A 2,243-nucleotide genomic window follows, 5' to 3' on the forward strand; every position below is an offset into this window, starting at 1 on the left:
CCGAGAGGTTCCTGAAGCAGGCGAACGACTACTCGTCTTAGGGTCCGATCCGGTGACCAAGGAAACGCTGGATGAACAGCGTGCACCCTTCGAAATGCCCCTCCGGGTTTGGTCACTCGGCTCTTTGAGGGATTAGCTAACGTCTCAACGCCCGAACGACTGTCGCAATCTCATCCCCCTCAAGCCGCCCATGCGCCTCCAAGAAAGTAGCGATGTCACGGCCTGTATAGCGGCCGACAATCCTGCCATTCTTTAGAATGAGCTTGCTCCGAGCGAGCGCAATCGCTCGACCGTGACAAATGCGACACTTGTCACGGAACAGTCCTCCTGACTCGAGGATGGACGCTAGGTGAGAAACCATCACATCGACCTCGGGAGGAGCCAGTTTGCCGTGTCCGCCTGTCAGGAATGACCGAAGCTCCTTGCCGCTACTGCGGCCAACGAATTTGTCGCCCCCTCTCTGCCAACGTAGTTGAGACACCCGGCCCCCTTGGAATTATTGTAGGGCGGTGGAAGGTGAAATCCTATGGCAGTAGAGAGAGAACCAATGACATTGAATGGGCTTCCCGCCCTCTCGCCGGGGGTTGAGGAGCGAAGCGACGAGGCCCCCGGCGAGAGGGCGGGCGCTTCGACATCGCCCCCGGATCCGGAGGTCGTGGCGAAGCCGAAACGCCGACGGTTCACAGCCGAGTATCGGCTGCGGATCTTGGACGAGGCGGAGCGCTGCAGGGCGCCGGGTGAAGTGGGCCGGCTGCTTCGCCGGGAAGGCTTGTACAGCTCTCATCTGACGGCTTGGCGCAAGGCGCGGCGTGAGGGAGCGCTTCGCGGGCTGAGCTCGAGGAAGCGCGGTGCGAAACCCAAGGCGAACAACCCGCTCGAGCCGAAGGTCCGCGCGCTCGAGGCTGAGGTTGCTCGCCTGAAGCAGGACCTGCACAAGGCGCACACGATCCTGGACGTCCAGGGAAAAGTTGCCGGGCTGCTGGGATTCAGCCTCGGCGACGGGAAGGACTGTTGATGGCTGCTCAAGAGCTGGCCCGCCAGGTCGGCGTGGTGCCGGCCTGCGGGGCGCTGGGCGTGTCGCGGGCCACATTCTACCGTCGCACGAGGCCGGCTCCCGGGCACCAGCAGCCCCGTCCTACGCCTGCCCGGGCACTGTGTGAATCCGAGCGCGAACGCGTCGTTGAGCTGCTCGCCTCACCACGCTTCGTCGATCGATCACCTGCCGAAGTGTTCGCCACGCTGCTCGACGAAGGCGAGTACCTCTGCTCTGAGCGCACCATGTATCGAGTGCTGGCCCAGAGCCAGTCGGTGCGAGAGCGCCGCAATCAGTGCCAGCATCCGCAATATGCCAAGCCCGAGCTCATGGCGACAGCTCCCAATCAAGTGTGGTCGTGGGACATCACCAAGCTGCTGGGACCAAAGAAGTGGAGCTACTTCTATCTCTACGTTCTGCTCGACATTTTCAGCCGCTACGCCGTGGGCTGGATGGTGGCCGAGCGAGAGAACGCGGCTCTGGCTGGACAGCTGATCGACGAAACCTGCCGCAAGCAAGGCGTCGAGCCAGAGGCCCTGACGCTCCACTCCGACCGGGGGGCACCGATGACCAGCAAGGGCACGGCCCAGCTACTCGCCGACCTCGGGGTCACGCGCTCACTCAGTCGTCCTCAGGTCTCCGATGACAACCCCTTCTCGGAGGCACAGTTCAAGACCCTAAAGTACCACCCGGGATTCCCCAGCCGCTTTCCCAACATCGAGCAGGCCAAGGCCTTCTGCCGGTCATTCTTCCCCTGGTACAACGGCGAGCACCGCCATGGTGGGATCGCCATGCTCACACCGGATGACGTCCATCACGGCCGAGCCCAGGCCGTGCTCACCCACCGACAGCGTACCCTCGAAGCTGCCTGGGCCGCTCATCCTGAGCGTTTCGTTCGAGGTGTCCCCAAGCCGAGCCCGCTTCCCGAAGCGGTCTGGATCAATCCTCCCAAACCGGAAAACACAGGAGATATTGCTCAGTAAATCGCTAAACCGAGTGTCTCAATCTCGTTGACAGGTTCCGATGGTCCGGTACTATGCCTACGCTTGGCACGCCTGCGTGCTGATCTGCTTGATCGTGCCATGGCTTGGCCTTCTGCTGTTGCTGACCTTGTGGCTCGTTGGGATTGTCCTGATTCAGGAGATCAAACACCGGTTCGAGCGGAAGGTGGGCAAGGAAGAAGGCCAACAAGATTGGGGATGCTATCGGC

General features: G+C 62.0%; 2 protein-coding genes. Both read left to right on the forward strand.

Translation table 11 applies throughout. The features are described from left to right. Positions 1–655: 655 nt before the first annotated feature. On the forward strand, positions 656–1,015 hold the full coding sequence (locus GY769_09785; protein ID MCP4202213.1) for a transposase: 360 nt from the start codon (positions 656–658) through the stop codon (positions 1,013–1,015). After that, positions 1,015–2,016 (forward strand): IS3 family transposase, encoded by a 1,002-nt coding sequence (locus tag GY769_09790; protein MCP4202214.1) that lies wholly within the window; start codon positions 1,015–1,017, stop codon positions 2,014–2,016. Before GY769_09785 ends, GY769_09790 begins: the two co-directional genes overlap by 1 nt. Positions 2,017–2,243: the final 227 nt, after the last annotated feature.

It is taken from the genome of bacterium, from assembly GCA_024224155.1.
Classification (GTDB): Bacteria; Acidobacteriota; Thermoanaerobaculia; order Multivoradales; family JAHEKO01; genus CALZIK01.